Annotated in this window: 18 protein-coding genes; 8 read left to right on the top strand and 10 right to left on the bottom strand. The window is 61.4% G+C overall.

All coding sequences use genetic code 11. From position 1 onward, the window contains the following. Positions 1-68: 68 nt before the first annotated feature. The gene (gene ureC / locus HX805_RS07060) at positions 69-1,769 is read left to right on the top strand and encodes an urease subunit alpha (protein WP_177080377.1); all 1,701 of its coding nucleotides are present in this window, start codon (positions 69-71) and stop codon (positions 1,767-1,769) included. Here ureC and HX805_RS07055 read toward each other — a convergent pair. After that, positions 1,766-6,925: a dermonecrotic toxin domain-containing protein gene (locus HX805_RS07055; RefSeq protein WP_177080378.1), complete on the bottom strand. Its 5,160-nt coding sequence runs from the start codon at positions 6,923-6,925 to the stop codon at positions 1,766-1,768. The genes ureC and HX805_RS07055 overlap by 4 nt on opposite strands. A 284-nt stretch (positions 6,926-7,209) precedes the next feature. Between HX805_RS07055 and HX805_RS07050 the strand changes: the two genes are divergently transcribed. After that, positions 7,210-13,125, top strand: a complete 5,916-nt coding sequence (locus HX805_RS07050) for an NEL-type E3 ubiquitin ligase domain-containing protein (RefSeq protein WP_177116715.1) — start codon at positions 7,210-7,212, stop codon at positions 13,123-13,125. Between the two features lie 5 nt (positions 13,126-13,130). Here HX805_RS07050 and HX805_RS07045 read toward each other — a convergent pair whose 3' ends face one another. After that, positions 13,131-13,439: a chaperone modulator CbpM gene (locus HX805_RS07045; RefSeq protein WP_003217397.1), complete on the bottom strand. Its 309-nt coding sequence runs from the start codon at positions 13,437-13,439 to the stop codon at positions 13,131-13,133. Positions 13,440-13,441: 2 nt separating this feature from the next. Then, complete coding sequence (locus tag HX805_RS07040) at positions 13,442-14,389, bottom strand: DnaJ C-terminal domain-containing protein (protein ID WP_008439071.1); 948 nt, start codon at positions 14,387-14,389, stop codon at positions 13,442-13,444. A gap of 288 nt (positions 14,390-14,677) precedes the next feature. Here HX805_RS07040 and HX805_RS07035 point away from each other — a divergent pair, with 288 nt between their 5' ends. After that, positions 14,678-15,946: an Hsp70 family protein gene (locus tag HX805_RS07035; protein ID WP_087693124.1), complete on the top strand. Its 1,269-nt coding sequence runs from the start codon at positions 14,678-14,680 to the stop codon at positions 15,944-15,946. A gap of 134 nt (positions 15,947-16,080) precedes the next feature. On the opposite strand, the gene HX805_RS07030 is transcribed toward HX805_RS07035, so the two are convergent. From HX805_RS07030 to HX805_RS07020, 3 genes are all read right to left on the bottom strand, one after another. Then, on the bottom strand, positions 16,081-17,094 hold the full coding sequence (locus tag HX805_RS07030) for an AI-2E family transporter (protein ID WP_003217402.1): 1,014 nt from the start codon (positions 17,092-17,094) through the stop codon (positions 16,081-16,083). 186 nt (positions 17,095-17,280) lie between these two features. Further along, a complete protein-coding gene (locus tag HX805_RS07025) occupies positions 17,281-17,595 on the bottom strand; it encodes a PsiF family protein (RefSeq protein WP_003217404.1) in 315 nt (104 codons plus the stop codon). Positions 17,596-17,658: 63 nt separating this feature from the next. Further along, positions 17,659-18,453 (bottom strand): helix-turn-helix transcriptional regulator, encoded by a 795-nt coding sequence (locus HX805_RS07020; RefSeq protein ID WP_177080380.1) that lies wholly within the window; start codon positions 18,451-18,453, stop codon positions 17,659-17,661. 97 nt (positions 18,454-18,550) lie between these two features. Between HX805_RS07020 and HX805_RS07015 the strand changes: the two genes are divergently transcribed. Beyond that, a complete protein-coding gene (locus tag HX805_RS07015) occupies positions 18,551-19,447 on the top strand; it encodes a DMT family transporter (RefSeq protein WP_177028640.1) in 897 nt (298 codons plus the stop codon). Here HX805_RS07015 and HX805_RS07010 read toward each other — a convergent pair. Both HX805_RS07010 and HX805_RS07005 read right to left on the bottom strand, forming a co-directional pair. After that, positions 19,440-19,745, bottom strand: a complete 306-nt coding sequence (locus HX805_RS07010; RefSeq protein WP_003217412.1) for a multidrug efflux SMR transporter — start codon at positions 19,743-19,745, stop codon at positions 19,440-19,442. The two genes, HX805_RS07015 and HX805_RS07010, sit on opposite strands and share 8 nt — an antisense overlap. A gap of 1 nt (position 19,746) precedes the next feature. Next, entirely contained in the window at positions 19,747-20,388 is a 642-nt protein-coding gene (locus tag HX805_RS07005; protein ID WP_087693121.1) for an FMN-dependent NADH-azoreductase, read from the bottom strand. A gap of 124 nt (positions 20,389-20,512) precedes the next feature. On the opposite strand from HX805_RS07005, the gene HX805_RS07000 reads away from it, so the two are divergent. Together HX805_RS07000 and HX805_RS06995 are read left to right on the top strand one after the other, a co-directional pair. Next, entirely contained in the window at positions 20,513-21,424 is a 912-nt protein-coding gene (locus tag HX805_RS07000) for a LysR substrate-binding domain-containing protein (protein WP_085984661.1), read from the top strand. Positions 21,425-21,522: 98 nt separating this feature from the next. Then, positions 21,523-22,053: a bacterioferritin gene (locus tag HX805_RS06995; protein WP_003217418.1), complete on the top strand. Its 531-nt coding sequence runs from the start codon at positions 21,523-21,525 to the stop codon at positions 22,051-22,053. Between the two features lie 137 nt (positions 22,054-22,190). On the opposite strand, the gene HX805_RS06990 is transcribed toward HX805_RS06995, so the two are convergent. After that, positions 22,191-24,260, bottom strand: a complete 2,070-nt coding sequence (locus HX805_RS06990; protein WP_003217419.1) for an AsmA family protein — start codon at positions 24,258-24,260, stop codon at positions 22,191-22,193. Between the two features lie 368 nt (positions 24,261-24,628). Here HX805_RS06990 and HX805_RS06985 point away from each other — a divergent pair, with 368 nt between their 5' ends. After that, the gene (locus tag HX805_RS06985) at positions 24,629-25,078 is read left to right on the top strand and encodes a hypothetical protein (protein ID WP_177116714.1); all 450 of its coding nucleotides are present in this window, start codon (positions 24,629-24,631) and stop codon (positions 25,076-25,078) included. 151 nt (positions 25,079-25,229) lie between these two features. Further along, a complete protein-coding gene (locus tag HX805_RS06980; protein WP_003217423.1) occupies positions 25,230-25,862 on the top strand; it encodes a TetR family transcriptional regulator in 633 nt (210 codons plus the stop codon). A gap of 1 nt (position 25,863) precedes the next feature. Here HX805_RS06980 and HX805_RS06975 read toward each other — a convergent pair whose 3' ends face one another. Continuing rightward, positions 25,864-26,352 carry a C40 family peptidase gene (locus tag HX805_RS06975; protein ID WP_087692460.1) on the bottom strand — a complete coding sequence of 163 codons (489 nt, stop codon included), beginning with the start codon at positions 26,350-26,352 and terminating at the stop codon, positions 25,864-25,866. Positions 26,353-26,572 lie beyond the last annotated feature (220 nt).

Below are 26,572 nucleotides of genomic sequence, written 5' to 3'. Positions count from 1 at the left end.
CAAATGTGGGAGCGGGCTTGCTCGCGATAGCGACTTCACATTCAACACAAATTTCTCAGGGCAACCACATGAAAATCAGCCGACAAGCCTACGCCGACATGTACGGCCCCACCGTTGGTGACAAGGTCCGCCTGGCCGACACCGAGCTGTTCGTCGAAGTCGAACAGGATTTCACCGTCTACGGCGAAGAAGTGAAATTCGGCGGCGGCAAGGTGATCCGTGATGGCCAGGGCCAGAGCCAATTGCTCGCCCATGAGGTGGTCGACACCCTGATCACCAACGCGCTGATCATCGACCACTGGGGCATCGTCAAGGCTGACGTCGGCCTGAAAAACGGCCGCATCGCCGCCATCGGCAAGGCCGGCAACCCGGACATCCAGCCCGGCGTGACCATCTGTGTCGGCGCCAGCACCGAAGTGATTGCCGGTGAGGGCATGATCCTCACCGCCGGCGGCATCGATACCCACATCCACTTCATTTGCCCGCAGCAAATCGAAGAAGCACTGACCAGCGGCGTCACCACCATGATCGGCGGCGGCACCGGGCCGGCCACCGGCACCAACGCCACCACCTGCACCTCCGGCCCATGGCACCTGGCGCGCATGCTCCAGGCCTCCGACTCGTTCCCGATGAACATCGGCTTCACCGGCAAGGGCAACGCCAGCCTGCCGGAGCCGTTGATCGAACAAGTGAAGGCCGGTGCCATTGGCTTGAAGCTGCACGAGGACTGGGGCACCACGCCGGCGAGCATCGACAACTGCCTGAGCGTCGCCGACGAGTACGACGTGCAGGTGGCGATCCACAGCGACACCCTCAACGAATCCGGCTTTGTCGAAACCACCCTCGCCGCCTTCAAGGGCCGCACCATCCACACCTACCACACCGAAGGTGCCGGTGGCGGTCACGCGCCAGACATCATCAAGGCCTGTGGCTTCCCCAACGTGCTGCCCAGCTCCACCAACCCAACCCGGCCGTTCACCCGCAACACCATCGACGAACACCTGGACATGTTGATGGTGTGCCATCACCTGGACCCGAGCATTGCCGAAGACGTGGCCTTTGCCGAAAGCCGCATCCGCCGCGAAACGATTGCCGCCGAAGACATCCTTCATGACCTCGGCGCGTTCTCGATGATCAGCTCCGACAGCCAGGCCATGGGGCGGGTTGGCGAGGTGATCACACGTACCTGGCAGACCGCCGACAAGATGAAAAAACAGCGCGGGCGATTGCCTGGCGACAGCGAAGGCAACGACAACTTCCGCGCCAAACGCTACATCGCCAAGTACACCATCAACCCGGCGATTACCCACGGCATCAGCCACGAAGTGGGCTCGATTGAAGTGGGCAAGTGGGCCGACCTGGTGCTGTGGCGCCCGGCGTTTTTCGGGATCAAGCCAACCCTGATCCTCAAGGGCGGCGCGATTGCCTCAAGCCTGATGGGCGACGCCAACGCCTCGATCCCGACGCCGCAACCGGTGCACTACCGCCCGATGTTCGCCAGCTTCGGCAGCTCGCTGCACGCCACCAGCCTGACCTTTATCAGCCAGGCGGCGTTGGCGGCAGGCCTGCCGGAGCAGTTGGGGTTGAAGAAGCAGATCGCCGTGGTCAAGGGTTGCCGCGCGGTGCAGAAAACCGACTTGATCCACAACGATTACCTGCCGGATATCGAGGTTGACCCGCAGACCTATCAGGTCAAGGCCGACGGAGTATTGCTGTGGTGTGAGCCTGCGGATGTGTTGCCGATGGCGCAGCGGTACTTCTTGTTCTAAGCCCCAAATACGGCACTGATCGCCTGGTCGGTCAGTGTCGTGTTCAATGAGTTGAGTTCGCTGGTGATGCTGGCAAGCGAAGTGTCGTATTCAGCCCGACTCATGACGGTTCCCGGCAGGCTGTTACCGCGCGGCCGACCGAGGATATCGGCGGTCCTGGCGATGGTGTCGCTCAGGTCCTTCTTGGCCTCGGCAGACAAGCCGCCATCCCTGGCCCATTGCGCTTGCGCGTCCTCGTAGTCGAGCAACGCGTCAGATTTCCGGAAGATTCTCAAGTATTCCACCTTGTGGGCCCGCTCCAGAAACTCCTTCCACATCGGCTGCTCGATCAGGTTCTTGCGCAACTGCTCACCCTGGTCCAGCGCTGTCACCTGCTCGTACGCCGCCTCTACCATGGCCGGCGTCACATACTCTTCGCGGTACAGCATGGTTCTGGCCTGCCACGGCAAGTCCAGGCGAGAGGATAGCTGGGAGGTGTAAGCCAGGTAGATCTCGACCTCATCAATAGGCGGGATCTCATTGCCTGCGTTGTCGTAATGAGAGACCAACATGCCCTCCTGGTCATACTCCGTATACCTGGCGCCTTGACTGATCAATTGTGCCACGCGCGCATGAGCGATCCGCCCCAACTCCTCCAATCGCCACTTGCCCCTGGCCAACTTGAGCACGCTGCTTCTCACCGCATTCGCGTCTTCATTGGCATAGGCCGAGCGCAACAACACTTCAACCCCCATGGCATTGAACAACTGCGCCCCCGCATCCACGCAAGCCGTGGGGAACTGTGCCATGCGGAACAGCTCCTCTCGCAACTCGGCGTCTTCGCCCATGGCCTCCAGCATGCGCCATACTTTCGCAGTCAGCTCCGGCAGGTAGCGCTTGCCCTCGACTACGGCATCCCCTGATTTGGACAGGTAGCGAATTTCGTTGAAAAAAGCTTCAGAACCGAAGGCATCCTCCAGCCTTTGCCACAATTGCTGCTTGGATTCCCATTCCTCGTCGGTCAATCCCGTTTTCCAGAGTTTGCTATCGGCCCGGCCTTTGGGTGGAAGCTGACGATCCGGATCATTACCGGCTGCCTCGATATATAACCTGAAATCGCTCACGGCTTTAGTACTCAGTAGCTCTCGGGAGAGCGTCGTGCGCGCGATGATCCGGGCGTTATCAGAACCCGGCGCAAATACCGGTACGCGGATAAGCGCGTTCTCACGCAAATCCAGAATGAAATGCCGTGGGCGCGGCAGGCGAAACACGCTGGCAGGCCACTCCTCCAAATCTGTTTCAGCCAGCCACAGCTGGCGCAAATCAGGCATGCGACTCACGTCCGGCGCCAGACCCAATGGATTGCTTTCAAGCGACAGCTCCTTGAGCTGTTTCAGTTTGCCCAAGACCATGACGCTCTCCTGACTCAGGACTATTTCATTGCCTCCCAGATACAACTCGGTCAGGTGCGGCATGGCGGCAATGGCCGGCGGCAGCCGCGTCAACCGGCAGGCTTGCACGGACAAGCTGCGCAGGCTGCGAAAGTTGGAAACAAACCCGTCGACGTCGTCACTGGTCAAGGCCATGCTGCGCAGGGTCAGCTTACTGACGTGATCAAAGTCGGCCGGCAATGGCGGCAGGGTGCGCAACTGCTGGCGCAATTCGACCCCATCCCACTTGATGGCCTGGCCGAGGTATCGACCATTGCCGTCGATATCCCGCACCCCGGTTCTGCGCCAGGCCGCCTCAATGGCCTTGACGATCCGGCCCCTGGCCCGATAAATCCGATCTGCCGCCTGGCCACTGGTCGACGCGCCTGCGCGAGCGCTAATCTGCCAGGTTCGCAACGTCTGAGTCAGGTTGCTGAATTCGCTTTCGAGTTCCTGTACCCAGGTGAGATCGAGTGGGTCGCCAAGAGGTCGCAACTCGGCAATTTCGTTGGCGGTGATGTCCGGGTACAAGTTGCGAATGCGTGCCTGCAGGCTCCGCTCAAACGCCCACCCGCCGCGCCCGCTCAAGGGGTACCCACGCCTGCCGCCCGACAACTGCGATAGCGGTTTGAAGAACGGTTGGGCGGGTTGCATCTGCAGCACCTTGCGCAAGGCACCGCGCGACAGGGCATGTTCCTGGATTTTGCCTCTTAACTCCGGCCCCTGCCCAATGCCTGGCAATCCCAGAGACTGGCGGTGGGTGTCTGGCAGGGCATGTTGCAAGGCGCCGTACAGATTGTCGACGACATGCAGGCTTTGCCCTCGTGCGTCAAACGCCTCGTAGCGTCCATCGCCCCTGTGCACCAATACCTTGCGGTGCGCGGACTCGGGTGGGCCATAGCCGGCACGCAGGCTTCCGGCCAGGGAGCCTTCGCGAACCTCAATGCGCAAGTCGTTTCGCCAGCCAGGAAGGCGCTCCAGCGTGTTGAGCGCCAGCGCTTCGGTGTCGACATTGGCCAACTCGTCCAGATAAAGCCCTTCGTACGCCCGGGCCAGACGCAGATGCCCAAGTTGCCGGCGCGCTTGCTGCGCCAGCTCCAGGGGAATCTTGCGATTGTTGACCAGGCTCGCCCGCTGCGAGGGGCTGGCACCTTCCAGCAGTTCCTCGACCATGACCGGTGGCAGGCTTTTGAAGTCGCGCGCGAACAGTTGCAGTTCGGCGCTGCCAGGCGATGACCGCCCGAGGTAAAGGCTGTCGAACACCCGCCGCAGGGACTGTTTGGCATAGATCCCCAGCCGTTCCTGCAACGCCTGGCTACGCAGCACGACCCCGTAAGGCATATGCTGGCCGAGCAGGTTTTTAAGCTGCTCCTCGGGCAAACTCTCGACGATCAACGCCGGCAGCTTGCCGCCGAACAGGTCGATGCGGCTGATGCTGATCAGTTCCGTCCCGGGCGCATGAGGTTGGCCATACAACGCAGCTGTCCTGCTGGTGCCCTGGCCGTCAAATACTTCGATGGTCCTGCCGGGCGGCCAGCCGGTCATTTCCACCATCAACGACGCGGCGTAGCTACCCAGGTCCATCGACATCGACCCCGCAAGGATCTGCCCACTCAAGCTTTCGGCACGCCCGTAAGCCCGCATGCGCACCGCCGTGTCGAGTGTGATTGCCGGCGTCGGCTCGCTTTCCACGTACAGCCGGCGCAGCACGCTTTCATCGGTGTCACTGATCTTGCGCACCTGCTCCAACTGCGTATCGCTCAGGCCTTCCATTACATGGCTCAGTCGCCGCATCAGCGGAGCACCTTGCCACGTCAGGGGCTCATCGGCCTCATGGGTCCAGGCGCCAGAACCGTTGTTGACGATCTGAGGCTCATACGCCTCGGGCCTGCTGGGGTGCTGGACCCGGTACACGCCCGGTTCGTCTTGCGCGGTCACGGCGTAGCGATTGCCGTCCACCGACACGACCTGGCGCCCATTGACGGTATGTAGTCCCGCCTGGTCGGGAACCGAGCCTGCCGGCAGTCGGATGTCCTGCGCATAGGGCGCAAGGTCCGGCTTCCACAAGCGGGCCTTGCCCGACGGCAGCCTGACCGCCTTGAGTCCTTCGATAAACGGCGACAGGCTGATATGCAACGCAGCGCCGCCCACCGCCAGTTGCGCGAGATTTTCCAGCACGTCAGCGATATGCGCCCAGCCGGCCTCGCGGTCACCCTGGCCGAGTTCAACCACGCCCTCCAGCACTTCGTACAGCAGTTGCCCGGCCGTGACCACCGCCATCAGTGCACCCAAGGGCGGAATGAACATCGACACCAGGTTCAAGGTGAACAGGCCGATGTTCATCAGATGCGCCATCCGCCGGTCGTGGCCAGCCGCGTCGGTGTGAGCGGTGGGTATCGCCATGCTCAACCCATCGTCGAGTGCGCGCTTGCGCATGTCGGCGTACAGCTCGTCCCAAGGGTCGACGTCGATCCACAGCCCCTTGATCGGGTGAGCGTTGAGGTTCAGGTTTGGCTGGTCCTGCGGCGTGCGGCTGATATGTCGCGGGGACTTTATGACGGCGTTGATCGCCTGGAGTTCGGTAAGGGATTTTCTTGCGTAGTACTGTCGCCACGCTGGATCAGGGCCCAGGGCCACGCGCCTTTGCGGTTCATCGACGCGTTTCTCGGTGAACCGCCCGTAGTAGTAAGCCAGGTATTTTTTCCCGATGAACCGTGAGAAAAACTGTTGGTGGGCCGTGACCTGAACCCCCCTGCTGTCCCAATAGTCCTCTGGCCTGTAAGCGGTCAGCTCACGGGTCGTTTCCTCTGCATAGTCGGCAAAGGTTTTGTAGCGCTTGATGGGGTGCTCGGGGTGGTCGGGGATGTAGACGATAAGCCAGGTGCCATACCCATGCTCCACGCTCGGGTCGATCATGAGGCAGCCGTGCATTTGCAGTTCCATGATACTGGGCCAGCGGTGCCAGACCTGCTTGCCTTCGTGCTTGATGCGTCGCTCGCCATTGGCGATGCGCAGCAGTAGCGCGTAGTCGTCGCTGCGAATATCACCTTTGAGCAACGCCACGTAGGCGGCGGCTCTGAAGGCGTCCTTTTGCCGGGTGATAAAGCGTTCACGCAGCAGGTTCCTGGACACGGTTTGCACGGGCAGCAGGTAGGTGGTGAGGTGTTCCTGGTACAGCCTGCCCAGGTCCAGGTCGCGGCATAACCGGGCGAAGGTCTCGATCGTCAGGGTCGTGGTATGGCGCTCGAAACGGCCATCCGCGCCGGGAGCGGTGATAAAGCCTGAAGCACTGTCGAAGAACCCGGCGCGGGTCTCGCGCGCTTCAAAATTGTTCAAGGCCGCTTGCAACAGGGACAAAGTCTTGGTCCGGTAGCCTGTCGCTAGACCTTCGACCGGTACATAGAGGCGCAGATGCACCTGGTTGACGTCCAGCTCAAACCCGGCGGCCTTCAACGCGGCTTCAAGCAATGGCCGGGCGAAGGCGTTGACCTCTTGCACCTTGCCGGTCGCTTGCTCCAGTGCAGTGTGAGACTTGATGCTCGCCTCCAACAGGTTTTGCAGCGCAGCCTTCTGTGCCGGGGTGGTGGTCGCATACCAGGCGGGGATCTCTGGCTTGGCCTGCGTGATGGCTGCACGCAGGACAGGAGATGCGCTGACCAGGCTTTCGGGGATGGCGGCTTTGATCTGTGCATAGTGACGCCCTTCGCCGCCCGGCAGGAGCGAGGTGGAGGCTTGAGGTGCTGGCATAAACGAGTACCGATAGGGAAATTAAGGCAATGACCTTAATCAGTCGCCCCCGGCACTCGGCGGTAGCTATTTGAACGGATTGCCCCCCATGGACGAACACTCAAAAAGCGCTGGCAGGCTTGATGCACACGGGGGGATTTCCATGGGGTAATTAAGTCGTCGATCCATAGGTAATCCGGGGCCGATGCGTTAACTATTGCGTGCTATCCAGCGGCTTTTCGACTTATTAATCCACAGCGGTTTTCAGTAGCCTTTTTCCTTTGCTTACCCAAAGGAATGCCCCCATGCAGGATGCCCCCTCCGTTACTCCCCTCTCATCTTCCGACGACAACAGTGCGTTCATTCGCCAGGCCATTCCGGACTGGCTGGTACAGGCGCCGGCCCACCGCATAGAAGCGTTGAAACAGGCCAGGCTCGAACAGGCGCAGTGGATGGACAGCTTGTCGCCGCTGCAGCGAAGAACCTTGAAGGCGTTCAATGAAACCAGTTTCAAATCCCAACACGCGGTGGATAAACACCTGGCCAACGTCCAGGCACTCAAGCCCTTCGCCATAGGCCTGCTCAACGGCGCGCTGAAAGAACAATTCAACCTCACCGTGGATGTCGAAGGCACCTCTCTTCGTTTGTATGAGCCGCTGAGGCTCGGCACCCTGGGGATCAAGGCCGGCGAATACAAAGTACTGGAGGTGTCGCTGGTGCAGGCTGCCCTGCATAACTTTGAAGCCAGTGAAGGTGAAGACGGCGCATTCGATCCTGCCTCCGGGTTCACCCAATACCCGGACCGGGAAGGCGCCTCTCCCAGGATCAGCCCGGCGCTGACCGTACCCGCCTTTATCAGGCTGTGCCGTACGCTGGACGTGGGTGCCCGCTACCAGGCGCACCTCAAGGAAACATTACTGCCCACCGACGAGACGGCCGCCACCCGGTTGCGCGACGCCGTGATCACCAGCCAGAAGGATGCCCTCAGGGCTGCGGCGTACCTGGCGCTGCTCAAGCAGGACATTCTCCCGGATGACTTCACCATGGTGCTCAAGGTGGTCGACGGCGAACGCAACCCGACGCTGGGCGGCAAGCCGGTGTGGTTCAGTTGCCTGAGCGTGATGGACCGCGCGCTCATGGGGAGCGTGGTGTTTACACCGGTGGAAAAATATCGCTATGCCACCGACTTCATCGTCTACCTGCCCCACGATCCGGAGCACCCGCTCAAGCGCTACAACAGCCTTGATGCGCTGAAAACCGAACTGAACCGCCAGTGGGTGGCGCGCGACAAAGCGCCAAGCGAATCCGGCAATAACAACCGCCCGACGCCCACGAGCTACCCGCATTTTTTCAGCCAGTTTCTCAATGAGCATGACAAGCCGGCGTTCTTCAACCGGTTTACCGAACCCGCTGCGGACTCCACCGCCGCCGTCGACGCAGTAGCGCGTTCGCCGGTGACCCAGACAATGCTGCAACTGGCCTTCCCGGTATTGACTACGACGGTCATGCCCCAGTCGCTTCCGCCCCCGAAAGCCGGCTGCAGGGTGGTGAAGACGGGCGCTCCCGACCTGTACCTGATGGTGGTCTCAAGACAGGGCCTGTGGGCTGACAACGTCGACCTGTGGGCCAACCTGTTTGAGCATGGCCGCGACAAGGCCCTCGGCGATGCGCGCGACCAGGCAGTGCCCACCGCCGATGTCGACGCCCGGGTGCGCGGGCAAAAAATCGCCCGTTGGCTGGAGGCCGGCGCTACCGTGCTCGGCCTGGGACTGGCGTTCGTCCCGGTGCTCGGCGAAATCATGCTGGCCGCCATGGCGGGCCAATTGCTCTACGAAACCTTCGAAGGCGTGATCGACTGGGGCGAAGGCGACCGTGACACGGCCAAGGCTCACTGGTTCGACGTCGCCCAAAACCTGGCCGCCATGGCGCTGCTGGCCGGCGCGGGGAAAGGCCTGCAAAAGCTCGCTGCACCGCCTACACCCGCGTTGGTACAAGGGCTCAAGCCGGTTCGTTTGCCAGGTGGCGAGCTACGGCTATGGAAGCCGGACCTTACGCCTTATCGCAGCCCCGTCGTATTGCCCAAGGACGCCACGTTTGATGACCTGGGCTTGCACAGCCACGACCAGCAGCCGCTGCTGCCCCTCGACGATCAACTGTATGCCGTCAAACCCGAGCCCGACGGCGACACCTATCGCATACAACACCCCACACGCTCCGACGCTTATGCCCCGCAGGTGGCGCATAACGGCGCGGGCGCCTGGCTGCATGAAGGCGAAGAACCGCTGACCTGGGACGGCCCGGCGCTGATGCGCCGCCTGGGTTGTCGCACCCGGGGCTTGAGCGACGCACAACTGGAACAGGCACGCCTGGCCAGTGGCACTCGCGCCGATCAACTGCGCCAACTGCATGTGGACCTGCAACCGCCGCCCGCCCTGTTGAGTGACAGCCTGGCGCGCTTTGGCATCCATCAGCGGATCGAGACCTTTATCGAGAAGATGGGCAGTGACGACCCGCTGGATTATGCGCTGGCCGACCCGGCGATCACCGAGCGCGTGGTGGCGCACCGAGGCTTGACCTATCCGGCGGTCCTCGACCCGACTCCCCGGGTGCTGGACGAACAGACGATGCTGTGGCGCCGGGAAGTTGCCCAGGCCGCCCGGGACAGTCGGACCTCGCTGTTCGACGCGGATTACCGCGCCCATAACCTGACTCGCTCGCCCCCGGTACAGCAGCTCATGGACAGGTTTCCCGGCCTGCCGGCGGAGGTTGCCAGGCAGTTGCTGGAAACCGCCACGGACGCGGATTTAACCACGCTGAGTGGCCATCAGCAGTTGTCACCAAGGCTCACCGCCCTGGCGCGCGAAAGCCAGCAGCAAGTGCGCATGGCACGGGCCTATGAAGGCTTGTTCCTCGACACCCTGCAGAGCCCGGACAGCCTGCGCTTGGCCCTGCATACCCTGCCCAGCTTGCCGGGTTGGGACCCGAGCCTGCGGGTGGAAATCCGCTTGGGCAGCGAACAGGGGCCACTGATCGACGCCGTCGGTCCAGAGGCCGACGCACCGCCGCTGATGCTGGCGATGGGTGACGACGGAGCGTTCGGCGCCACAGACCTGTATGGCGCCGTTCTGGCATGCCTTGAACAGGGCCAGCGTCGAGCACTTGGCGAAGCCGCACGGGACGCCGGCACCTTGAAGCAACGGGTGCGGCAAACGCCATTGGCCCGGGACGAGCTGCGCTCGGTGCTGCTGGAATACCCGCTGCTGCGCAAACCCTTGGCAGGAGACCTGCGCCTGCGGGGCGGCTCCCCGCTGCACAAACTTACTCAATTGCGCAGCCCCCATACGCGGGTGCGCAAGCTGTATCCTGGGTTCAGCGACGAGCAGGCCACAGCCTTCATCGAGACCCTCGGGAGCGATGTGCGCACTGAATTGACGCGCCGGGAAGACCAATACGCCGCCCTCAAACGCGCACTCAAGGACTGGGTGAAACGCAGTGCCCGAGAAGATACGAGCCGGCGTCCATTTGAGGTAAACCCGGGAGGCCGGGAGCAGTCAGTGGCCGATGCGTTAAGAGACTGCTGGCGCCGACAGACCGTGGACCGTGCCGGGGGATACACCGGGCGCCGACTGGAAATCAGCGCCCAGGTGAACCTGCCCAAACTCAACGCCGATTTTGCCCATGTCGAGGAGTTGGTTCTCGACTACGTGAGCTTCACCGACGGCCCCGGGCAGTTCCTTGGCAACTTCCCCAATCTGAAACGTTTGACCCTCAAACAAGTCGGCGGTATCGGACGCCACACGCTGACCGAACTGCCCGAAGCAATCACGGCCATAAAGGCGCTGACGCACCTGGACCTGTCGAAAAATGCCATCCGCCTGAGCGAAATCAGCGCCGGCCAACTGGCCGGCCTGAGCCGCCTGGAAGAACTGTGCCTGAACGACAACCCCTTGGGCACCCTGCCGGATTTCAGCCCGCTGCTACGACTGCGAAAGCTGGAGCTGCGTGACACCCGGATCAATCAGTGGCCCACAGGCCTGCTGGAACTGCCGGAGCTGAGAGAAGTCGACCTGTCCGGCAATCACCTGAGCGCGGTGCCCGACAGCCTGCTCAACCCAGCCCCCGAAAACGTGGAAGCCAGCATCCGTCTCAACCGCATGACCCGCCTGCGTGACAACCCATTCACCCCGCAAGCCAATCAGCAGATGCGGGCGTACATCGCTCGCCTGGCACAAACTCGCCCGGGCTGGCGCAACGGCGGCCAGCCTGGCGCCTTCGAAGTACCCTTGAGCCACACCGACGAAATGCGGCGGATAAGGGACCTGTTTCCCGGCTACAGCGAGGAGGAAAACGAGCAATTCGTATTGCACGCAGGCGACGGGGCGCCGGCTGAACTGACGCGCCTGGAAGGCGAGTGGCAAACCTTGAGCACCCAACTGAACGCCTGGGCCACACAACGGTTCCTGGTGGCTGCCGACAGCGAAAACCTGCGTGCAGGGGATGCCAACCATCGCCAGCAATTCGCTCGAGACCTCAAGGCGTGCTGGCGGCGCATGACTCCCAAAGTGCTGGCCCAAGATGGTTCTCCCGCCGGCTACACCCTTGAAGCACTCGGCTTGAGAGTCGGCGACTTGCCTGCGCTGGAAGCAGATTTCAGCCACGTTGGGTCAATCAAGCTTCAGGGCATGCAATCCGTTTACGGCCTGGATGAGTTTCTCGGCCACTTCAGTCACACCCGTTGGCTCGACCTGTCGTACGGAGAGTTGCGTTCAATCCCGCCCAGCGTTGCCCGGATGATTCGGCTTACCCGCCTGGACCTCAGGAGCAACCAACTTTCCCTGAGCGAGGCCGACGTGGATCTGCTGGAGGGGCTCACCTCACTCAAGATCATCAATCTGAGCCGCAACCCCCTGGCGCGTACCCCCAACTTCGCAACCCTGCCGAACCTGCGTAGGGTGAATTTGAAAAACACCGGGATCACCGAGTGGCCGCAGGGCTTGGGGCCACATCAGGCGTTGGACATCGTTAACCTGGCGCAGAACCGCATCACGCAGTTGCCCGAGTCCCTGGTCAACCCGCTGCCCGAGGAGGCCGAGGCATTCATCTACGTCAACAACGTCACCTTTATCGACGGCAACCCGCTGAGCACCGAAGCCCGCAGGCAGTTGGTCGAGTATTGGAGCAATGCAACCTTGCTCCACCGCGAGGCAGCAGCGGGCCGGCAGCCCGGCGCGATGCGTTATCGGGCGCCACAGCCCGCTACAGTCGAGGTTCACGCCCCTCAAGAACAGATCGTGGACGACACACCGGAGCCGGCATACCAGCACTGGATGGATGGTCTGTCACCCGAGGAAATCGACGTACGACGCAGCCTGTGGGAGTCGATTGCCGAGAAACCCGGTTCGCAGATCTTCCTCGACATCCTCGACAACCTCAAAGAATCGGCGGAGTACCGCAGCCGCTATACCGACCTGCAATCGCGCCTGTGGCAATTGCTCGATGCGGCCCGGGACGATGGCTTGCGTGAAGAGCTGTTCAACCTGGCGGGTGACCCGCGCTGCGGCGATCGGTCGGCCCTGGTGTTCAGTGACATGGAGACCAAGGTGCTGACGTGGCAAGCCACGCGCTATGCCGCCGATGGCGAGGCGGGACCGGCACTCTACACGTTGGCCAAAGGTCTTTTTCGCCTGGACGAGGTGGAAAAATTAGCCAGCGCAGACATTCGGGTTCGAGAAGGCATGATTCGCACGTCGACCATGCCCCCTGAACAAAAAGTCGCCACCCTGGAAAAACTGGAAGATATTGAAATTCGCCTGGCCTATCGCATGGGCCTGGCCCGCCGCCTCGGCCTGCCCGGTCAGCCCAACGATGCCCGCTACCTCGCAACAGGACAGGTAGCGCCGCAGATCCTGAATAATGCCGCCATCACAATAGAAAAACTGGACAACTCCAAGAAGCTCGTACAGTCGCTGTTAGGCCGCGAATTCTGGCAGGCCTTTATTCGCAACCATTATGACGATGAGTTCAGAGTCCTGAGGGAGCCCCATGACGTGCGCTTGAATGCGTTATCCGAGGAACACGATGCGGGCGCCCTCAGTGATGAGGCATACGCAACCCAGGCTGAAAATGTGCAACTGCAACTGGCCGTGGACGAGGCGCAACTGATTCGCTCGCTGACCCTGCGCGACTGGGTGCCGTGCAAGGCGCGCTGCAGCATCACCTGATGGATTCAGGGCGTTTGCACCAACCGCCCCAGCCGTTGCTTGAGCATCTGGTTCTCGGCCCGCAGTTGCTGGACTTCCTCCAGCAGGTCGAGCGCCAGGGCGACGCCTTCCCATTCCAGCTCCAGGTCCTTTTGCAGCGCCGAGGCGCGCTTGGCCAGGGCCAGTTCGTAATCGGTGAAGCGCCAGGACTCGGGACTGGTCCCCACCGGTTCAACGATGCCGTGCTCGACGATTTCGATCACGTAGGCCACCGACAGGTCGGTGGCCTCACAGAATTCTGCCATGTTCACTTGAACCAAACGGGGACTGCTCATCGTTAGCTACTCCATGATTCTCTTGGATCGAAGGCGGCTTTTTGTGCCAGTTCCTGCCACAACGCCTTGACCTCGTCGTCGGTGTTTTTCGGCATCACCGCCTTGAGTTGCACAAACAGGTAACCGCGCTGCCCGGCCTTGTTCAACAAGCCATGGCCCTTGGCGCGCATGCGCTGGCCGTTCTGGCTGCCGGCCGGCACCTTGAGGTTGATCTTGCCGGTGAGGGTCGGCACCGCCACTTCCGTGCCCAACGCCAGCTCCCACGGGGCCAGTGGCAGGGTGATGATCAGGTTCTCACCTTCCACATCGAATTTAGGGTGTGGCGCGAACTTGATGATCAAGTACAGATCACCATTGGCACCACCGCCAATCCCAGGCGCGCCCTGGCCCTTGAGGCGGATGCGCTCGCCGTCGGCCACACCGGCCGGGATCTTCACGTTCAGGCTCTTGGTGGTGTTGCTGACGTGCTGGCCGGCCGCGTTGTATTGCGGCACCTGGAAGTTGACCTGCTTGGACTCGTTGGACAGGGTCTCTTCGAGGAAGACCGGCAGTTCCATTTCCACATCTTGCCCTCGACGCCCGGCACTGCGGCCCTGGGCACCACCAAAACCATTGCCGCGCGAACCGAAGATCGAGCTGAAGAAGTCCGAGAAGTCGCCGGTGTCCTGGCCACCGCCGCCATAGCCACCACGGCTCTGCCAGCCTGGCGGGCCCTGGAACGGCTGGCCATGCTGGCCGTATTTGCGCAGATCGTCGTATTCGGCGCGCTTGTCGGCACTTTTCAGCGCTTCATAGGCTTCGGACGCGTCCTTGAACTTGGCTTCAGCGTCCTTTTCCTTGCTCACGTCCGGGTGATATTTGCGCGCCAGCTTGCGATAGGCGGCCTTGATCGCCTTGTCGTCAGCGGTGGGTTCTACACCGAGAATCTTGTAATAGTCTTTGAAGTCCATCGGGGGCATCACCATCCATTATCGATATCGCACTGCCAGCGTCACAGCATGCGCCTGTTTGCGGCGTCTGGATTGACCGATCTCAATCTTGTGACCGAAGGGTGCGTCAGAAGTTTATCGGCGCTGCGGGCAGAATCCTGCAGCCACCAACCGTATGGGGAGGATTTGGGGGCAAAGGCCGGGCTTTCAAGGTAACAAGTGCGTTGTATTTAGCGGATAGTCGGCCTACGCATCTGCACGCGGGTGGCATACACTGCGCGGCCGTTTTTCAACCGGAACCCGATTGACATGAAAAACCCATCCCCAGCCCGTGCCTGCGGTATCGACTTCGGCACGTCCAACTCCACCGTCGGCTGGATTCGTCCCGGCATGGAAACGCTTATCGCGCTGGAGGACGACAAGATCACGCTGCCGTCGGTGGTGTTCTTCAACTTCGAAGAGCGCCGCCCGGTGTACGGTCGCCTGGCCCTGCACGAGTACCTGGAAAACTACGAAGGCCGGCTGATGCGCTCGCTCAAGAGCCTGCTGGGTTCCAAGCTGATCAAGCACGACACCAGTGTATTGGGCACGGCCATGCCGTTCACCGACCTGCTGGCGCTGTTTATCGGCCAACTCAAGAGCCGCGCCGAGACCACCGCCGGGCGTGAGTTCGAAGAAGTGGTGCTGGGCCGTCCGGTATTTTTCGTCGACGACGACCCGATGGCCGACCAGGAAGCCGAGAACACCCTGGTGGACGTGGCCCGCAAGATCGGCTTCAAGGACATCTCGTTCCAGTACGAACCGATTGCCGCGGCCTTCGACTACGAGTCCACCATCGAGAAAGAAGAGCTGGTGCTGATTGTCGACATCGGCGGGGGTACCTCCGACTTCTCCCTGGTGCGCCTGTCGCCCGAGCGCCGCCAGATCGACAACCGCCACGACGACATCCTCGCCACCGGCGGTGTGCACATCGGCGGTACCGACTTCGACAAGCAGCTCTCGCTGGCCGGCATGATGCCGCTGTTCGGCTACGGCAGCCGCATGAAGAGCGGCGCTTATATGCCCACCAGCCACCACATGAACCTGGCGACCTGGCACACCATCAACTCGGTGTACTCGCAGAAATCCAAGCTGGCGCTGGGCAGCATGCGCTACGACATCGAGGACACGGGTGGCATCGACCGCCTGTTCAACCTGATCGAACAGCGCGCCGGGCACTGGTTGGCGATGGAAGTGGAAGAAACCAAGATTCAGCTGACCCGGCAGGACAGCCGCCATGTGCTGCTGGACCGGGTCGAGCCGGGGTTGAGCGTGGAATTGAGCCGGGCGCTGTTCGAGTCGGCCATCGATGGCTTGCTGGAGCGGGTGCGCAATGCGGTGACGCAACTGCTCAACGACGCCTCGGTGGACGTGGCCCAGGTGGACACGGTGTTCTTTACCGGGGGTTCCAGCGGGATTCCGGCGCTGCGCCACAGCATCTCGGCGATGCTGCCGAATGCGCAGCATGTGGAAGGGAACATCTTTGGCAGTATTGGCAGTGGTCTGGCGATTGAGGCCAGCAAGCGCTACGGCTACTGAGTTTTAGCTGAAACCGTGGCGCGCCCTTCGCGAGCAAGCCCGCTCCCACATTCGGCTGCATTCCAAAGTTGGAACTCGGTCAAATGTGGGAGCGGGCTTGCTCGCGAAGGGGCCAGTCCAGGCAACATCAATGCCTAAACCATCCCCGCCAGCTTCAACTCACTCTTCAAGTACGCATAATAAATCGGCCCCGCCACCACCCCCGGCAGGCCGAACGCGGCTTCGAACACCAGCATCGCCAGCAACAATTCCCACGACTTGGCACTGATCTGCCCGCCGACGATCCGCGCGTTGAGGAAGTACTCGACCTTGTGGATCACGATCAGGTAGCCCAACGCCGCCACCGCCACCCAGATCGACAGCGACAAGGCCACGATGGTGATCAGGGTGTTGGACATCAGGTTGCCGATCACCGGTAGCAGGCCCAGCAGGAACGTCAGCACGATCAACGTCTTGGTCAACGGCAGGTGGATCCCGCACAACGGCAGCACCACCGCGAGGAAGATCGCGGTGAACGCGGTGTTCAGCGCGGCGATCTTGATCTGCGCGAAAACGATGTTGCGAAAGGCCTGGACCAGCAGGTGCAGGCGATCAAACAGCGCGGCCGCCAGGGGTTTGCGCTTGGTCAGGTCCGGCACCCGTTGCAGGGCGATGATCGCCCCCAGCACCATGCCGATCAGCAAGGTCACGAACATGTGCGCGGCGTCTTTGCCCACCAGTTGCAGTTCGCTGAGGTGTTTGCTCAGCCATTCGCCGATGGCCACGCGGAACTCGGCGGCGCTGGCCGGCAGGTAGGCGTCGAGGAACGGCGGCAACTGGCCGCGGGCACGGTCGACCACGCCCATGAACTTATCGAGGGAGGCCCCCGGGTTTTCCGCTTCGTGCAGCAGGAAGCTGATGGCCCCGGCAAAGATCAGGGTCAGGATGCTGACGATCAAGGTTCCCAGCAAGGCTACCGCCAACCAGCGCGCACGCCGGCCTTCGATCAACCGCTGCAACTGCGGGGTGAGCATGTTGACCAGCTCATACACCAGCAGCCCGGCCAGCAGGCTCGGCAGCAACTTCAATGGCAAAACCAGCAGCAGCCCGCCAAAAATCAGCACGCAACTGACCAACAACAACACGTGACGCTGAGAAAACGTTGGCATACAGCCTCAAAACGAACGGCGTTAAAGGATGGGCAGTCTGCCAGCGTTGGGTGAATCAAGCGAGAAGTCTAAACGCGGTCCAATGTGGGAGCTGGCTTGCCTGCGATGGCGGTGGGTCAGCCAACAAAGGCATCGACTGTCAGGTCGCAATCTTAGGCAAGCCAGCGCCCACAGAGTTCTGCATCATTATTTCTTCAGGCAGGTGCTCATAAAGGTTTTACGCGCATCGCCGGTCAGCGCCTGAGTTTTCGCGGTGGCGTTGCAATCTTTCATCTTCTGTTGCTGTGGGGTCAGGGTCTTGGCGTCGTTGGCCGCCGGGGCCGCCTTGAGGCAGTTGCTCATGAACGCCTTGCGATCATCACCGGTCTTGCCACTGGTCTTGGCTTCGGCGTTGCAAGTAGTCATTTTTTGTTGCTGAGCCGTCTGTGCGGCAGTCGCGGCAAAGCCTTGGGAACACAGCAGCAGGCCCATCATCAACAGCGGAATACGCAGCATCTTCATGGAGTTTTCTCCCTGTTACCGTGCCGAGGGGCACGGCCTCCCCAGCAGTGTAGTCAAACCCTGTTACACCTTCCTGCCGCGTATATGGGTCCGGCGATACTGCTCCGGCGTGCAGCCGGCCTGGCGCTGGAACATCGCGATAAACGCCGAGGCCGTGCTGTAGCCCAGGTCAAACGCAACTTCCTGGACACTGCGCGCGCTGTCCAGCGCCTCGATCGACGCCAGGAACCGCAGGCGTTGGCGCCATTCGCCGAAGCTCATCCCCAGCTCACGCACAAATAGCCGCGCCAGGGTGCGCTCACTGACATGCACCTGCTGCGCCCACTGGGCCAGCGCGCGGTTATCGCCAGGGTCGGCCTGCATGCCCTCCAGCACACTGAGCAACCCGGGATGGCTGGCATACGGCAGGAAACAATCGTGCACCGGCGCCTGCCTGAGCTGGTCTACCAGCACCTGGGCCAGGCGCACGTCGGCTTCGTTCTCGGGAATGTTGACATCACGCTCGGCGAAATCACTGAGGATCGCCTTGAGGATATCGCTGATGGTCAGGGTGCACGGCTGCGCCGGCAATTGCTCGCACAAGGCGGGCGCCAGATATACCGAGCGGTAGACGATCGCCTGGGCGTTGTAGGAACTGTGCTGGGTGTTGGGGGGGATCCATACCGCATATTGCGGCGGCGACATAAAGCGACTGCCGGCCACTTCAAAGCGCATCACGCCACGGGCCGAGTAGTCCAGGGAACCCCAGGCATGCTGGTGCGCACTGGCATGGGTGTCAGCCTCGAATTCCGAATAACGGAAATACACCGGGGCCGGCAACTGGTCAAAATCGGGAAGGTTGATGTACTTCTTGAGCATGTTGTCTGGATACAAAGGTCGGATGGCTGGATCGAAGTATAGGCTTCGATCCAGACAAAGGATAATCACCGCTCATAGACGCAACTGGTTCTTTTCGATGCAATACGCTTATCCGTTACTGGCCATTTTTATCTGGGCCGGCAATACCGTGGTCAACAAACTCGCGGTGGGGACGATTTTCCCTGCCGAGATCGGTTTTTACCGCTGGCTGCTGGCCGGCCTGCTGTTTACCCCGTTCATGCTCAAACCCGTCATCGCCAACTGGCCGCTGATTCGTCCCAACCTGGGCAAGGTCTTCATCCTCGGCGTGCTGGGCATGGCGGTGTACCAGAGCCTGGCGTATTACGCCGCGAACCTGACCTCGGCCACCAATATGGGCATCATCCTCTCGCTGATGCCACTGATGGCTCTTACCGCCGCAATCATCAGCCTTGGCCAGCGCCTGACCTTCGGCGCCCTGACCGGTGCCGTGCTGTCGTTTGCCGGCGTGGTAGTGGTGGTTTCCGCCGGTAGTCTCAGCGCCCTGCTGCAACACGGGCTGAATATGGGTGACGCGATGATGCTGGTGGCCACCCTCGCCTACGCGGTCTACAGCACCCTGCTGAAAAAATGGCAGCTGCGCTTGCCGCCACTGGTGTTGCTGTACCTGCAGGTGCTGGTGGCGGTGGTGGTGTTGTTTCCGCTGTTCCTGCTCTCCGACAAGGCTGGCCTTGGCTGGTCGAATATCCCGCTGGTGCTGTACGCCTGCCTGCTGGCCTCGATGCTCGCGCCGCTGGCCTGGATGCATTCGGTGAAGACCCTCGGCCCAAGCCGCACCACGCTGTTTTTCAACCTGCTGCCGCTGATCACCGCGTTGATTGCCGCAGTGGTGTTGAAGGAGCAACTGGCGCTGTATCACCTGGTGGGCGGCTTGCTGACCCTGGGCGGGGTGATTTTGTCGGAGCGCTGGACGACGCCGGTTCGCAGCAATGTCAGCGCGCAGGAAGCTACTTGAGCCCCACCACTCCGGCGACGATCAAGCCCACCGACACCAGCTTGATCAGCGTCAGGCTCTCCCCCAGCAGCGCGAACCCGAGAAACACCGTGCCCAGTGAGCCAATGGCGGTCCAGATCGGGTAGGCCACGCTCACCGGCAACTCACGCATGGCCAGGGTCAGGAAGTAGATCCCGCCCACGGCCGCGACGACGGTGACCAGCGACGGCCACAGCCGGGTGAAGCCGTCGGCGTACTTCATGCCCATGGCGAAGGTCACCTCAAAGCCGGCGGCGATCAGCAGGAAAAGCCACGACACTTCAGAAGCTCCCGGCCAGGTCGCGCAGTTGCCCTTCGACTGCATCGCAGGAACGGCGGAAAACGCTCGGGTCGGACTCTTCGCCTTCTGCGGCGATCACCGTGACGTCTTCAATGCCGATGAACCCCAACGCGGTCCGCAGGTGCGGATCGGCGTGGTTCATCGCCTCGTTTTCCCCGCCCGGGCCAAAGCCGCTGCCGCCGCGACTGGTGATGATCAAGGCCTTTTTGCCCAACAATAACGGCTGGTACTGGGCGATACCCTGGCTGTCCTGGGTGATATCCACGGTATGGCCCATGCGCACGATCTGGTCGATCCAGGCCTTGAGGCCGCTGGGAATCCCGAAGTTGTACATCGGTACGGAAATCACCAGCAGTTCGTGCTCGACGAGCTCGGCTACCAGCTCATTGCTCAGTTGCAAATCGGCGTGCATGGACAACGGCATCGCCTGCGGCTCCGGGTGGAAGCTGGCGGCGATGAACGCTTCGCTGACGTGGGGAATCGACGCCCGGCCCACTTCGCGGCGGGTCAGCTGCGCGTCGGGATTGGCGGTGTGCCAGGCGGCCAGGAACACCTCGGCAAGGCGCCGGGAGTGGGAACGTTCGCCGCGGGGACTGGAATGGATCGCAAGCATTTTTTTCATCTGTAGGCCTTCACACGCTAGACTCAGGCAACCTGAATGGCTGCCTCTGTTGCGCATAAATCTAGAGCCGAGCGGCCACCCTCACAAATGAGCAATAGTTGTTTTGGATGAACTGAATTCATCCATGGAGCCACACATGTTTGCTTCGCTGCCCCTGACCGCCCTGCGCGCCTTTGAATCGGCCTCGCGCCTGTTGAGCTTCAAGGCCGCCGCCCAGGAGTTGTCGGTCACGCCGACGGCGGTATCCCACCAGATTCGCTCCCTGGAAACCTGGCTCGGCGTGCCACTGTTCGAGCGCCTGCCGCGCCAGGTGCGCCTGACGGAACGCGGCGAGCGCCTGTTCCACAGCCTGCACGGCGCCTTGCTGGACGTCGCGCAAAGCGTCGACACCCTGCGCCCGCAACGCAGCGCCGGCAATCTCACGCTCTCCACTACGCCGGCGTTTGCCGCTCTGTGGCTGGTGCCGCGACTCGGGCGCTTCTATGCCGCCCATCCGGATATCAGCCTGCGCCTGGACACCAACTGCGCCGTGGTCGATTTACAGCAGGATGCCAGCGTCGACCTGGTGATCCGCTACAGCATCGACGACTACACGAACCTCTACGGTTTGTGCCTGTTCGACGAATGTTTCGCCGTGTATGGCTCCCCCGAACAAGTCGCCCTGGCGCGCGAGCGCACCCCGACCCTGATCAGCGTGCGCTGGCACAACTCCAGGCTGTACGCCCTGGGCTGGCAGGCATGGTGCGAAAAGGCCGGCGAAGACTGGTTGCAATCCGCTTCGCCGCTGCGCGAATACGACGAAGAACACTACGCCCTGCAAGCGGCCATCGCCGGCCAGGGCCTGGTGCTGGCGAGCAATATCCTGGTCTCGGAAAGCGTCGCCAGCGGGTTGCTGGTGCCTTACCGGCCACAGGTCCGCGTCAACGGCGCCGGCTACAGCGCCCTGTGCGTACCGGGACGGGAACGGCACCCGCCGGTCCGGGCGTTTTTTGAGTGGTTGCAGGAGGAAGCGCGGCTGTCGGGGCACGCTCTGTAAAATCCGATAAAACTTTTTGCGTCGCCTGGGACTCACAACTTGGAGCGATCACGCCGGCAGAGCGTGGCGCAAAACCGGATTAGTACCAGGAGAATGAGATGACTGACTCACATTTGTCTGACGTAGCCACTTTACGTGACCGCGCCCGCAAGAACGTCGAAAACGGTGCCGTGACCGAAGGTTATGACGCCGACCGCCAGGAAATCCTGCGTCTGCTCAACGAATCGCTGGCCACCGAGCTGGTGTGCGTGCTGCGCTACAAGCGCCACTACTTCATGGCCAATGGCGTCAAGGCGCATGTCGCCGCCGAGGAGTTCCTCGAGCACGCCACCCAGGAAGCCGAACACGCCGACAAATTGGCCGAGCGTATCGTGCAGTTGGGTGGCGAGCCGGAGTTCAACCCCGACCTGCTGTCGAAGAATTCCCACGCGCAGTACGTGGCCGGCAATACGCTGAAGGAGATGGTCTACGAAGACCTGGTGGCCGAGCGCATCGCGGTAGACAGCTATCGCGAAATCATCCAGTACATCGGTGACAAAGACCCGACCACTCGCCGGATCTTCGAAGACATCCTGGCCCAGGAAGAAGAACACGCCGACGACATGGCGGATATTCTGAAGGACCTGTAACTAACACAGCTAACACCGCAAAACCCATGTGGGAGCGGGCTTGCTCGCGAAGGCGGTGGGTCAGTCGGAACATTCTTGACTGATCCACCGCCTTCGCGAGCAAGCCCGCTCCCACATTTGGTTCACGGTTTTGTCAGCTAGCCTTTCACCGTCTTCGGTGCCTTGCCTTCCTTCATCTGTTGCAGCAGCGGCGCACACTGGTTCGGCTCATCGCCGCTCGGCGCCACCAGCGCCAGCAAACCCGCCGCCGGGCCGGCAATCACACCCAAGGCAACCATGCCCGCACCACGCAGCATCAGCGGCACCGCCTTCACGCCAGCATTCGGTTTGATAAACGGCCCGTTGACGTACAACGGCGAGCGCAGGGAAAACAGGCGGAAGCCTTTGGACTCCGGAGTAATGGTCAGGTCAAGCTGCTCGCTGGCCATGTTCGCGGTGCCATCGATGTAGATGATCGCGTTCTCGGTATCGAACACAAACAGGCGAGTCGTCGCCAGGCCCGACTTGATGCCGAAGTCTGCGGCCGCACAGTTGATCTTCACTTCCTTGTCGCCAAACAGGCGGCCGACCACGTAGTTGCCGACGTTGAGCCCGGCGATTTCCATCAGTCCGCGGCTGATGGCGCCGTCGTTGATCAACATCTTCAGATCGCCATTCGACGTGCCAAGCAATGCCGCGACGGAGTTGCCGCGCCCGGAAATGTCCGCGTCGCCGTTGAGCTCGCCGAAGCTGGTTTTCATCGGCTCGAAGGTCGGGAACAACTGCTTGAGCTTGAAGTTGCGCGCGGTGAGTCTGGCCTGGCCTTCCATCGGCGTGGTGCGCCCGTTGAGACGAATCTGCGCGTCGAGCTTGCCACCGGCCACGCCGAAACGCAGGGGCTCCAGGCTCAACTGCCCGTCGTTCAGCACCAGGTGAGTGTAGAGATCGGTGAACGGCAATTCGGCACTGTGGACGATGCGTTTGCCGGTGAATTCGACGTCGGCATCCATGTCGCGCCAGCGCTCGGTGCGGAACTCTTCCACCGGCAGCACCTTGGTCGCCGGCTGCTTGCTTTCGCCGCCACGGGCTTTTTGCTTGGCGTTGGAGTCGGCACCGATCAGCGGCGCCAGGTCGGTCATCAACAGCTGGTTGGAGACCAGCGCCCCGGTGAGCTTGGGCCGCGGCTGGCTGGCGACGTAGCCGAGGTTGCCGTGGATGTCGCTGTTGCCGATCTTGCCGTTGAAGTTTTCATACTGGAACGAAGCGCCACTGGCCTCATGCAACTTGGCGATCAGGTGGCCGTCGGTGGAATAGGCCGGCGAATCCGGCAAGGTCACGCCGGTCAGGGGGTACAGGTTGCCCAGGCTGCTGCCGGAGAGTTTGAGGCGCAGGTCGAGGGCGCCGAGGTTCATCGGGTCGGTCAGGGTGCCGGCCAGCGCGATGCTGGTGTCGCCGATCCTGGCCTGGGCTTGCAGCGGGAACGGCTTGGCCGCGTCCTGCAAGGCCAGCAGGCCACCGATCTTGCCGGTGCCATCGAGTTTCTGGCCGTGGTATTGGCCCTTGACCTTGAGGCCGAACGCGTAATCCTGCGGCGCCGAGCCTTTTTCCAGGGCTTTCCTGGCATCGGCATCGCCGACGATCTCGCCGAAGGGGATCGGCTTGCCGAGCAGGTCGATCACGACGTCGAGCTGGGTCTTGAGAGTCTGGTCGTCGAGGGTCACATGGCCTTTGTCGAAGCCGATGGCGCCGATGTCCACCACCCAGTTGGACGGTTCGGCATTCGGGTCCTTGGGGTCGAACTTGAAGGTCCAGTTGGCGCGGCCATCGGCCAGGCGCTGCAACTGCGCACTCGGTTCGGTGAGGTCGATACGCGGGATCACCACGCGCTGGGCCAGCAACGCCAGGGGCGAGATGCGCAACTCCACGCGCTTGAGGGTGACCATCTGCGGGGCTTTCGACCAGTCGGGATTGCCCAGGGTCAGGTCTTCGGCAATCACATGGGGCCACGGAATCCAGGCGCGCCAGCCGCCTTCATCGGGCTCGCGCTGCCACACCACGGCCAGGTTGCCATTGATGGCAAACGGTCGATGCAGTTCTTCGGAGACCTTGGCGTTGAGGGGCGGCTTGATCCGGTTCCAGTCAAAGAACACCAGGACCAACACCACAATGGCGATTAACAAAACGAAGCTGGCGCAGCTCCAGGCGAGAATTTTACGAGTGCGCGTCATTGCACAGGACTCCAGGTTACGACTGAGCGGGCGCTTTGCGGCGCGCGTTTTGACTACAGCTTATATGGCTACGACTGACAAACGGCGCGGGGGTTTAACCCCATTGATGAATTCCTCATAAAAACCGCCTTTCCTGACCAACCAGACAGTTTCAATCATCAACGGCGCACCGTTGTTACCCACGTTCGTGTCGAAAATACCCACCTCGGTGCAAAAGCGCGGGCTTGAGACCTGCGAGATAGAGCCTTCGCAGGGAACAATCAATTCTGTTGATTATTACCATTGTGTTTATGAACTTTTATATCGACTTATCAAGAGTAGCATTAGCCCTGTACCCAATTTATCGCCCTCCCAAGGAGCAACCCATCATGAAACGCCAAATACTCGCAAGCTTTGCACTTTCCCTCCTGGCCACCAGCGCATTTGCCCTGCCAGCTGCTGAACAGGCAACCCCACAAGTGAAGGCCGACGCTTCCCACTTCAGCCAAACCCTGGCTCGCAGCGGCGCTTCGGACAAGAACAACACCGACTACAATGGCAGCATCACTGAAAACGGTTCGGAACAAGCCAACAAACGTGCTTACACCGAAGGCGTTGCTGAAGGTGGCCGTGATCGTCTTGAACAGAAAGGCCTGGTTGAAGGTGGCGCTGATCGCCTGATGGAACGCAACGCTGTTGCCGACGGTGGCCGTGATCGCCTGGAACAGAAAGGCCTGGTTGAAGATGGTTCGAGCCGCGCCAACAAACGCGCTTATGCTGACGGCGTAGTGGAAGGCGGTGCTGACCGTCTGGCAGAACTGCATCAAGCACAGAGCTAAGCCCGTGCTGGCCCTGGAAAAAAGCCCGATCAGCCGATCGGGCTTTGACTTTGTGTGAACCGCAACGCCCTTCTCCCTTTTGAAGTTCGACGCTGGCAAAGCTGATTTGCTAGAGTGCGTCGCTGTCCTTGTCCACAAAGCCCGCCTGCCAATGCTGCCCCGCGCCGAACAGAAGCAACAGACCCGACTCGCCCTGATGGACGCAGCCCGCCATCTGATGGAGTGTGGCCGTGGGTTCGGCAGCCTCAGCCTGCGTGAAGTGGCCAAGACCGCCGGCATCGTGCCCACCGGTTTCTACCGTCACTTTGCCGATATGGATCAGCTGGGCCTGGTATTGGTCAGCGAAGTCGGCCAGACCTTTCGCGCGACGATTCGCCTGGTGCGCCACAACGAATTCGTGATGGGCGGCATCATTGATGCCTCGGTCCGGATTTTCCTGGATGTGGTCGCCGCCAACCGTTCGCAATTCCTGTTCCTGGCCCGCGAGCAATACGGTGGCAGCCTCGCCGTTCGCCAAGCCATTGGTGCCCTGCGTGAGGACATCGCCAGCGACCTCGCCGCCGACCTGACCCTGATGCCCAAGCTCCAGCACCTGGATGCCGACGGCCTGCACGTGATGGCCGACCTGATCGTCAAGAGCGTGTTCGCCACCCTGCCCGACATTATCGACCCGCCCGCCGAAGCGCTGCCTGCGCACCTCACGCCACAAGCCAAGATCACCCAGCAGCTGCGTTTCATCTTTATCGGCCTCAAGCATTGGCAAGGCCTGGGCAGCACCGAATAACTCAGCGCACGGTGTGAAAACGCTTGGCGGTGGTGTAGTTCCGGTTCCAATAGCTGTTGGCCAGTGAGTCGATGCGCACGCTTTTGCCCGTGCGTGGCGAGTGGATGAACTTGCCCTCTCCTATATAGAGACCAACGTGGCTGACCTGGCCGCGCCCATTGCCCCTGAAAAACACCGCATCACCCGGTTGCAACGCATTGCGCTTGACCGTGGCCGCGGTTGAGCGGTGCATCGCCGAGGTGGTGCGAGGCAGATGAATGTTGGCTTCGGTCTTGAACAGGTACACCAGGAAGCTGCTGCAATCGAAGCCCTGCTTCACCGAAGCGCCGCCCAATTTATAGGGCGTGCCCAACAGCTCGTGGGCGCGGTCGATCACGTTGTCGATAGAAGGTGGCGGGGCGAATGCCGGAGCACGCTGAAGGTTGGCCGAAGCAGATGAAATGGCGAGCGACAAACTGACAATGAGTAAACAGAAAAATGACTTGTACATGGTGGAAACCGCTGAAGATTAAATACGGAGCGGAATCCTAATGAAACAGCGCGTAACGCAACGCACGGCAAATCCTGCAAGTGCGTAGGAAAAGTCCCAAGCAATCAAAACTCATAAAAGATGAAAGAAATTTCATGCACCAAGCAATGGAATTCAACGCCGAGCGCCCGGATCCGGTGCTATAAATCCAACAACGCACCAAAATGAAACATTTTGGAAT

The organism is Pseudomonas sp. G5001 (genome assembly GCF_013385475.1).
Lineage (GTDB): Bacteria > Pseudomonadota > Gammaproteobacteria > Pseudomonadales > Pseudomonadaceae > Aquipseudomonas.
Note: the sequence above shows the minus strand (reverse complement) of the source record. Positions and strands in the feature narration are given on the sequence as shown.

Excerpts from the sequence above, each read along its gene's own strand:
- ureC (WP_177080377.1), top strand. The coding sequence starts at position 69 with ATGAAAATCAGCCGACAAGCCTACGCCGACATGTACGGCCCCACCGTT.
- HX805_RS07055 (WP_177080378.1), bottom strand. The coding sequence starts at position 6,925 with ATGCCAGCACCTCAAGCCTCCACCTCGCTCCTGCCGGGCGGCGAAGGG.
- HX805_RS07050 (WP_177116715.1), top strand. The coding sequence starts at position 7,210 with ATGCAGGATGCCCCCTCCGTTACTCCCCTCTCATCTTCCGACGACAAC.
- HX805_RS07045 (WP_003217397.1), bottom strand. The coding sequence starts at position 13,439 with ATGAGCAGTCCCCGTTTGGTTCAAGTGAACATGGCAGAATTCTGTGAG.
- HX805_RS07040 (WP_008439071.1), bottom strand. The coding sequence starts at position 14,389 with ATGGACTTCAAAGACTATTACAAGATTCTCGGTGTAGAACCCACCGCT.
- HX805_RS07035 (WP_087693124.1), top strand. The coding sequence starts at position 14,678 with ATGAAAAACCCATCCCCAGCCCGTGCCTGCGGTATCGACTTCGGCACG.
- HX805_RS07030 (WP_003217402.1), bottom strand. The coding sequence starts at position 17,094 with ATGCCAACGTTTTCTCAGCGTCACGTGTTGTTGTTGGTCAGTTGCGTG.
- HX805_RS07025 (WP_003217404.1), bottom strand. The coding sequence starts at position 17,595 with ATGAAGATGCTGCGTATTCCGCTGTTGATGATGGGCCTGCTGCTGTGT.
- HX805_RS07020 (WP_177080380.1), bottom strand. The coding sequence starts at position 18,453 with ATGCTCAAGAAGTACATCAACCTTCCCGATTTTGACCAGTTGCCGGCC.
- HX805_RS07015 (WP_177028640.1), top strand. The coding sequence starts at position 18,551 with ATGCAATACGCTTATCCGTTACTGGCCATTTTTATCTGGGCCGGCAAT.
- HX805_RS07005 (WP_087693121.1), bottom strand. The coding sequence starts at position 20,388 with ATGAAAAAAATGCTTGCGATCCATTCCAGTCCCCGCGGCGAACGTTCC.
- HX805_RS07000 (WP_085984661.1), top strand. The coding sequence starts at position 20,513 with ATGGAGCCACACATGTTTGCTTCGCTGCCCCTGACCGCCCTGCGCGCC.
- HX805_RS06995 (WP_003217418.1), top strand. The coding sequence starts at position 21,523 with ATGACTGACTCACATTTGTCTGACGTAGCCACTTTACGTGACCGCGCC.
- HX805_RS06990 (WP_003217419.1), bottom strand. The coding sequence starts at position 24,260 with ATGACGCGCACTCGTAAAATTCTCGCCTGGAGCTGCGCCAGCTTCGTT.
- HX805_RS06985 (WP_177116714.1), top strand. The coding sequence starts at position 24,629 with ATGAAACGCCAAATACTCGCAAGCTTTGCACTTTCCCTCCTGGCCACC.
- HX805_RS06980 (WP_003217423.1), top strand. The coding sequence starts at position 25,230 with ATGCTGCCCCGCGCCGAACAGAAGCAACAGACCCGACTCGCCCTGATG.
- HX805_RS06975 (WP_087692460.1), bottom strand. The coding sequence starts at position 26,352 with ATGTACAAGTCATTTTTCTGTTTACTCATTGTCAGTTTGTCGCTCGCC.